Annotated in this window: 9 protein-coding genes and 1 pseudogene; 8 read left to right on the forward strand and 2 right to left on the reverse strand. The window is 69.4% G+C overall.

The window, feature by feature from the left end; all coding sequences use genetic code 11:
* Both LBC97_04065 and LBC97_04070 read left to right on the forward strand, forming a co-directional pair.
* Positions 1-1,149 (forward strand): hypothetical protein (locus tag LBC97_04065; protein ID MDR2565232.1); only part of this gene is annotated, 1,149 nt, incomplete at its 5' end.
* Complete coding sequence (locus tag LBC97_04070; protein ID MDR2565233.1) at positions 1,146-1,850, forward strand: response regulator transcription factor; 705 nt, start codon at positions 1,146-1,148, stop codon at positions 1,848-1,850. The genes LBC97_04065 and LBC97_04070, both read left to right, overlap by 4 nt.
* Before the next feature lie 62 nt (positions 1,851-1,912).
* Here the strand turns inward: LBC97_04070 and LBC97_04075 are convergent, their stop codons facing one another.
* On the reverse strand, positions 1,913-2,671 hold the full coding sequence (locus LBC97_04075) for an ROK family protein (protein ID MDR2565234.1): 759 nt from the start codon (positions 2,669-2,671) through the stop codon (positions 1,913-1,915).
* A 210-nt stretch (positions 2,672-2,881) separates the two neighbouring features.
* Here LBC97_04075 and LBC97_04080 point away from each other — a divergent pair, with 210 nt between their 5' ends.
* The 5 genes from LBC97_04080 to LBC97_04100 all read left to right on the forward strand — a co-directional run bounded on the left by LBC97_04080 (position 2,882) and on the right by LBC97_04100 (position 6,474).
* The gene (locus tag LBC97_04080) at positions 2,882-3,508 is read left to right on the forward strand and encodes a biotin transporter BioY (protein ID MDR2565235.1); all 627 of its coding nucleotides are present in this window, start codon (positions 2,882-2,884) and stop codon (positions 3,506-3,508) included.
* A 167-nt stretch (positions 3,509-3,675) separates the two neighbouring features.
* Entirely contained in the window at positions 3,676-4,668 is a 993-nt protein-coding gene (locus tag LBC97_04085) for a bifunctional riboflavin kinase/FAD synthetase (GenBank protein ID MDR2565236.1), read from the forward strand.
* A 43-nt stretch (positions 4,669-4,711) separates the two neighbouring features.
* Positions 4,712-5,797 carry a redox-regulated ATPase YchF gene (gene ychF / locus LBC97_04090; protein ID MDR2565237.1) on the forward strand — a complete coding sequence of 362 codons (1,086 nt, stop codon included), beginning with the start codon at positions 4,712-4,714 and terminating at the stop codon, positions 5,795-5,797.
* Between the two features lie 59 nt (positions 5,798-5,856).
* Complete coding sequence (locus tag LBC97_04095; GenBank protein MDR2565238.1) at positions 5,857-6,084, forward strand: hypothetical protein; 228 nt, start codon at positions 5,857-5,859, stop codon at positions 6,082-6,084.
* Between the two features lie 45 nt (positions 6,085-6,129).
* Complete coding sequence (locus tag LBC97_04100; GenBank protein ID MDR2565239.1) at positions 6,130-6,474, forward strand: hypothetical protein; 345 nt, start codon at positions 6,130-6,132, stop codon at positions 6,472-6,474.
* Between the two features lie 691 nt (positions 6,475-7,165).
* Here the strand turns inward: LBC97_04100 and LBC97_04105 are convergent.
* Positions 7,166-7,378 (reverse strand): annotated as a pseudogene (locus tag LBC97_04105) (fibronectin type III domain-containing protein).
* Here LBC97_04105 and LBC97_04110 point away from each other — a divergent pair.
* On the forward strand, positions 7,308-7,599 hold a 292-nt coding region (locus LBC97_04110; GenBank protein MDR2565240.1), incomplete at its 3' end, for a hypothetical protein. The pseudogene LBC97_04105 and the gene LBC97_04110 overlap by 71 nt on opposite strands.

Below are 7,599 nucleotides of genomic sequence, written 5' to 3' on the forward strand. Positions count from 1 at the left end.
GCGCCTAAAGTGGGTACCGTGCCAGTGGCCATGGAGTGGGTGGCCGGGGGCGCCCTGGGGGCCACCCTGGCCCTGATCACCAACCCGATCTGGGCCTGGCTGTTCCACCGCACCGCCGAGGGCGACCGTTGGGACCGCCGTGAGGCCCCGCTGCCGGAGTTGGCCCGCGACTTGGCCGGCGCCTATGGCGGTTACGCCATGATCCTGACCCGCTCCCACAAAGTGGTTTACACCAGCGCGAAAGCGGAGACTTTGCCCGTCTACCAGGGCACCAAGCTGATTCACCCCGGACTGCAAGATCTGGCGGACAGCGCCTGGCGCGAAGACGAGTTGCAGGCGCGCCGCCTGTCTTTCACCGACCTGGGGCCGGTCGCGGACGCGGAGGTTCGAGCCACCCGCTTGGCCGACAGCTACATCCTGCTGACGGTCACCGACCTGACCGAGACTATGCGCTCCCGCCAAATCAGGCACGACTTCATCGCGAACATCGGCCACGAGTTGCGCACGCCGGTGACGGCGGTGGAACTGATCGGGTCGGCCCTGGCGGCCGGGGCGGAAGACCCGGAAACGGTCCGGCACTTCGCCCGTCGGCTCTCGCAGGAATCCAACCGCCTGGCCCGGCTGACCGAGGACATGATGGCCCTGGCCAAAGCCCAAGACCAAGACTCGAGCCGCTTTGCCGAGGTCCACGTGCTGGACGTGCTGGCCGAAGCGGTGGCACGGCATCGGACGGCGGGGGAGGAAGCCGGTATTGACGTGACGGTCGAGGCGGACCCCGCGCTGACCGTCTTCGGCGACAAGGACGCCCTGGTGACCGCCGTCGACAACCTGGTCGCCAACGCCATTGTCTACTCGCCGCCCGGCCGGCCGGTCTCGGTGACCGCCGTCTTGAAGTCCGGCGAGGTGGTGATCGCGGTCGCGGACCGGGGGATCGGGATTGAGACCGAGGACCAGGGGCGGGTGTTCGAACGCTTCTACCGCACAGACCGGGCGCGCTCGCGCCGGACGGGCGGCACCGGTCTAGGCTTGGCGATCGTGCGCAACACGGTGTCCGGCCACGGTGGCCGCGTGACGGTCGAATCGGAGGTCGGGCGGGGCTCGACTTTCACCATCCGGCTGCCGCGGCGGGCGTTGGGGGAGAACTCGTGACCGATCTGCTGCTGGTTGAGGACGACGAGACGCAGCGGGAGGCGCTGGCGTTTCTGCTGGGACGCGAGGGCTACGAGGTGCGGACCGCGCCAGATGGGGCGGCGGCGCTGGCGGAGTTCAACGCCCGGGAGCCGGAGCTGATCCTGCTCGATCTGATGATCCCGTCAGTGCCGGGCGCCGAGGTCTGCCGCCGTATCCGGCTGACCTCCGACGTGCCGATCATCATGTTGACCGCCAAGAACGACGAGGCGGATGTGGTCTTGGGGCTGGAATTGGGCGCTGACGACTACGTCACCAAGCCGTATTCGACCTTGGAGTTGTTGGCCCGCTGTCGCCGGGCGTTGCGCCGCCACCGCTCCTCGGCCGCGCCGGCGGGCGCGTTTCCCGATGACGCCGCCGCGGTTATCGAGGTGAACGGCGTCAGGTTGGATCCGGAGAGGCACCGCGTCTGGGTGGGCGGCGAGGAGGTGAACCTCCCGTTGCGGGAGTTCTCCCTGCTGGAGGAGCTGATGACCCACGCCGGCCGGGTGCTGACCCGTTCCCAGCTGCTTGAACGGGTCTGGGGCCCGGACTTCTACGGCGACGCAAAGACCCTGGACGTGCACGTCCGGCGCGTCCGCTCCCGGATCGAGGCGGACCCGACCAACCCGGTCCGCCTGGTCACGCTGCGCGGCCTGGGCTACCGCTTCGAAGACGGCTAACGGAAATGGGGACGGTACTTGTTTCCGGCAGGCCGGAAACAAGTACCGTCCCCATTTCCGCCTCAGCCCTTGCCGGTCAGCTCCCAAGCCCGGACGCCGCCGCCCAGGCCGGCGACGCCTGGGACCACCACCACGGCATCGGGCAATTTGGCGAGGACCGACGGCGAAATCATGCGGGAGTTGCCGCCGCCCACGTAGCAGCGGTCCCACCAATAGACGGGCTGGAGCAGTTCCAAGAGTTTGAGCACCCGGCGGGACCACAACGGGTCGCCCAGGGCGAGCCGTTCGCGCTCGCCGATGAACTCATCGAACGTGGTCCAGCGCCGGGCGGGCGCCGCGCTCATCTCAAGGTGCGGAGCGAGCCGTCCGGCGTCAAACAGGGCGGTGCCCAACCCCGTCCCCAGGGTGAGCATCAACTCCGTGCCGGTGCCGGCCACCACGCCACAGCCGTGGAGTTCGGCGTCATTCAGCACCAGGGCCGGCGTTCCGAGCGCGTCCTCAAGTTCGCCCCTCATGTCGAAACCAGCCCAGGACGCCTCCAAGTCCGGGTCGGATTTGGTGCCGGGGCCGGCGCGGTTGACGTAATGCGGGGTGTGCACCACCACGCCGTGGCGGATCATGCCGGGCATCCCCAGCGTCAGCCGGGCGGCCCTGGGGCCGGCGGCGGCGAGGTCCTGCACCATCGCGATGAGCGCCGTGGGCGGCAGGGGATAGGTCAACGGGAGCCGGCGCGGCTTGGACCGAAACGTGCCGTCGGCGTCCAACACCGCCGCCTTGACGCCGCCGCCGCCGCAGTCAACCGCCAGCGTCAGTCCGTCCACGACCCCAAGCATAGGTGGCCGCAGGCGGCCGCGCGGCGTTCCGCCGCCCAGTCTCCGGTTTTTCACGCCGATCGCCGCCGGATTGTAGGCTGGCCACAAACGCCCGCCCGTGTCTTGCGGTTTCATCAGCGCGAATGAGTCGCAGGGGGCCGTTTAGGCTGGTCGAATCCTCCTAAAAGGATCGCATCGACTAGCCGAAGGAGTATCCCCATGCCCAACGCCATCGCCTCGCTTGACGGCGCGTCCGCCCGTTGGCCCGTCCTTGCCCAAATGGCGGGTGGCGGCCGGGTCAAAGACGTGGCCCTGGTCGCGGCCGGAGCCGCCTGGGTGGCGGCGCTTGGCCAGGTCTCCATTCCGCTTGGATTCACGCCGGTGCCGATTTCCCTGGGCACCTTCGCGGTCCTGACCGCCGGCGCCGCGTTGGGGGCCAGGCGGGCGGCGGCCGCAATGACCCTGTTCCTGGTCGCGGGCGTGGCCGGGCTGCCGGTCTTCGCCGCCGGCCAATCCGGCGCGGGCCTTCCCACCATGGGCTATGTGGCCGGGTACGTGGTGGCGGCGGCCTTGGCGGGCTGGGCCGCCCAACGCGGATTCGACCGGTCGTACTGGCGCACCCTCGGCGTGATGGCGCTCGGCAGCGCCGTCGTCTACCTGGTCGGCGTGCCCTATCTGGCCCTGGCGGCGGGCCTGGATCTGCGTGGTGCGGTCATTCAGGGCATGGCGCCCTTCCTGGTCGGCGACCTGGTCAAGGCGTTGGCCGCCGCCGCGACGCTCCCAGGCGCCTGGCGTGCGGTGACGGCGAGCGGCGCCCGCCGTTCGCGGGCGGTCACAGGTCGGTGACGGGCCGTCCGGTCTGTGACGGGTGGTTCGGGGCGGTGGCGAAAAGACCGCCGTCGTAGACCGGGGGCCGTGTTTGCCTGCCGCGTTTCCTTAGGTCAGCGTGTCGCGCCGCCCACGTCAACACGGCCGGACGCCGGTTCTTCACCGGCGTCCTAGACTTGTTGCCCGTGCAACGCTGGAAATCGCTGGCCGACGTCCCGGCCGACTTCGGGCCGTCGGTCGTCACGCTGGGGAACTTCGACGGCATGCATCGCGGCCATCAGTTCCTGGTCGGCGAGGTGGCGCGGCGGGCCCGCGCCAGGGGTGCCAAGGCCGTTGCCGTCACGTTCTACCCGCATCCCGTGTCGGTGCACCGGCCGGACCGCGGTTTGGTCCAGCTCCAGCCCCTAGCCGAACGCCTTGAAGCGCTTGAGGCGATCGGCTTGGACGCCGTCCTGGTGGCTCCCTACAGCCTGGAGTTTTCCCGCCTCAGCCCCCGGCAATTCGCCGAGTCCTACCTGGTCGAAGGCTTGAGGACCGCCGAAGTCGTGGTGGGCCAAGACATCCATTTCGGCGCGGACAATTCGGGGGACCTCGGCACCATGCGCGAGCTGGGGGCCGAGTTGGGTTTTGACGTCGTGGCGATCGGCGATCAGGGCGACCCGGAGGACCGGCGGCAGGCGCGCTGGTCCTCCAGCGCCGTCCGCCAGGCCTTGGAGAACGGCGACGCCGCCGAGGCCGCGCGGGTTCTGGGCCGCCTGCACCGGGTTGTCGGCCAGGTGGTGCGCGGCGACGGCCGGGGCCGGGGGTTGGGCTTTCCGACCGCCAACTTGGGCGGCCATGTGACCGGCTTGATCCCGCAGGACGGCGTCTACGCCGGCTACCTGATTCGCGTTGGCTTGCCTGAGGGGACGCCGGACCGGGTCCTGCCGGCCGCCATCTCAATTGGGGTCAACCCAACCTTCGCCGGACGCGAGCGCCGCGTCGAGGCCTATGTCTTGGGCCGCGACGACCTTGAACTTTACGGCGAGACGGTGGCCGTCGACTTCGTGGCCCGCCTCCGGCACACGCTCACGTTCTCCACCCAGCAAGCGCTGATCACCCAGATGCACGACGACTCGGCCGCCGCTTCCCGCGTCTTGGCCGGTCAGCCCGCCACACGCCGCCGCACGGCCCTCTGAGCCGGCGCCGCCGGCCCGCCCGCAGCAAGTAGGGTTGGTTGCCGTGGCCTTGACAATCGGAATTGTGGGACTGCCCAACGTGGGCAAGTCGACCCTCTTCAACGCGTTGACCCGCAACCAGGTGCTGGCGGAGAACTACCCGTTCGCCACAATCGAGCCGAATGTGGGCGTGGTCGCCTTGCCGGACAAGCGCCTGCCGGTGCTGGCGTTGCTTTTCAAATCGGCGAAGGTGGTCCCGGCCACGGTCAGTTTCGTGGATATCGCCGGGATTGTGCGGGGCGCCTCGCAGGGGGAGGGGCTGGGCAACCAGTTCCTCGCGAACATCCGCGAGGCGGACGCGATTTGCCAGGTCATTCGCGTGTTTGACGACCCGGACATAGTTCACGTCGAAGGCCGGGTGGACGCCGCGGCGGACATTGAGACCATCAACACGGAGCTGATCCTGGCGGACCTGCAGACCCTTGAGAAGGCGGAGGCCCGCCTTGAGAAGGAGGTCCGGATCAAGCGGGGCGACCCGGCGGTGCTGGCGGCGTTGCTCAAGGCGAAGGATTTCCTGGATAACGGCACCACCCTGTACGCGGCGGCGAGGCAAGGGCTGCTGGATTTGGCCCCGTTGCGGGAGTTCTCGTTTATGACCGCCAAGCCGTTCATCTATGTTTTCAACGCCGACGATGCCGTGCTGGCGTCCCCAGAGCGCACCGCCCTTTTGCGGGAGCTCGTCTCGCCCGCCGAGGCCATCATCCTGGACGCCAAATTCGAAGCCGACCTTGTCGAGTTGGAGCCCGAGGACGCGGCCGAATTGCTGGCCGAGTCTGGCCAGCCGGAATCCGGTCTGGACCACTTGGCGCGAGTCGGCTTCGCCACCCTGGGATTGCAGACCTTCCTGACCGCCGGGCCGAAGGAATCCCGGGCTTGGACCATCCGGCGTGGCTGGACCGCGCCGCAGGCCGCGGGCGTTATCCACTCCGACTTCGAGCGGGGCTTCATCAAAGCCGAGGTGGTCTCCTTTGACGACCTGGTTTCCCTGGGCGGCCTGGCCGAGGCCCGCGCGGCCGGCAAACTCCGAATCGAGGGTAAGGACTACGTCATGGAAGACGGCGACGTGGTCGAGTTTCGTTTCAACGTGTGACGACTCACGTCGACAGGCGATCAGGCCGGTGACGGTCGCCATGGCGGTATGCTTTCGGTATGACTCAAAAGATCGCGGTGAGCTTGCCGGATGAACAGGTGGACTCGGCTCGACGGGCGGTCAACCAAGGCAGGGCCAAATCGGTGTCGGGATTCATCAGCGCCGCTATAGCTCGCGCTGAACAGGAGGACAGCCTGATCCAGCTGTTGGAGGATCTTGACCGGGAGCTGGGTCCGGTGAGTGAGGAGGATCTGGCATGGGCCGACCGCGAACTGGGCTTGGCGTGACGGGCCGGCACCGGTGACGGGATAACCCTGGACAGCGGGGCTCTGTTGGCTCTTGAGCGGGGCGCTACCGCGGTCCGCGCGTTGCTTCGCCGGGCTGCGGACAACGGCTTGGCGTTGTCCGTCCCCGCTGGGGTGGTCGCGCAGGCTTGGCGGGGCGGTCCGCGCCAGGCCCGTGTGGCGCGGCTGCTGCGGGATCCAAGGGTGGTGGTGGTCCCTCTGGACGCTGTAAGCGCTTGGGCTGTCGGCGTCCTTTGCGGGCGAAGCGGACATGGTGACATTGTCGATGTCCACGTCGCGTTGGACGCCAGGCAGCGGGGCCACTCGGTGGTGACCTCAGATCCGGGGGACTTGCGGAAGATCGATCCGGGCCTCCGTTTGATCGTTGTGTAGGCGAGGCGAATCCGGGAGGCGGACGCGATTTGCGAGGTGCCGCGCGTTCGGCGACCGGGCGGGTGCGGCGTTCGCGCGTCCTGATCCGCGCGCACGCTCCGAGCAGCAGTAGCCCGGCCGCCCCGGCCAGCGGCCAGCCGATGTCCGCGCCCGTGACGGGAAACGCCTCATCGTCCGGCTGCGGCTCGGCCGGTTGGGAGGCCGCGCGGATCACGTCCCATCCGATCAGGGAACCGTCCAGCGCCTGCACCACGATCCGGTGGTCGCCTAGCGGCGTGCCAGCCGGGATGGTCACCGTAGCCCGGCCGTCCGCATCCAACGTGACCGTGCCCAACAGCACCGGGGTTGAGTGCAACCACACCCGCACCCGCTGTCCGCCCCGGCCGGGCACAACCACGCTCACCTGACTGCCCGGCGCCGCCGAGGCCGGAACATCCACCCCACCACGCGACCCCTCAGTCAACGCATCGTCCGGCACCGGAGTCACCTGCGGGTCCGGGTCGGGATCGTCCGGGTCCGGGTCACCAGGGTCCGGATCGTCGGGGTCCGGATCGGCAGGATCGGGATCGGCAGGATCGGGATCGGCAGGGTCGGGATCGGCAGGGTCGGGATCGGCAGGGTCGGGATCGGCAGGGTCGGGATCGGCAGGGTCCGGGCCGGGACTGGTGATTGTCACCGGCGCCGACTCGGGGGAGGCCGCCGACGCGCCGACGGCGTTGACCGCGATCACCGTGGCACGGTAGGTGCCCGGCTCAACACCGGCGAACACCGCCGAGGTGGCATCCGCCCCCACATCCCGCACCAGCGGGTTGTCTCCGCCCAGAAGCCTCACGGTGAACCCGGTCAACGGGGAACCCCCATCGTCCGGAGCGGACCAGCTAACAGTCACCGCGTCCCCGTCCACTGCAGCGGTCGGCGCGGCGGGCGCCGCCGGGACGGTCGGCTCAGGCCCGGGGTCCGGGGTCGAGGCGACCGTGACCGGGTTGGACGCCGGCGACGGCTCCGAGGAGCCAACCGCGTTCGCGGCCACCACCGTCGCCGTCCAAGAACCGGCAGGCACTTCGGTGAACACAACCGACGTCGCGTCCGCGGCCGCCGCCGCCACCAGCGGGACCCCGAACGCGG

The organism is Bifidobacteriaceae bacterium, from assembly GCA_031281585.1.
Classification (GTDB): domain Bacteria; phylum Actinomycetota; class Actinomycetes; order Actinomycetales; family WQXJ01; genus JAIRTF01.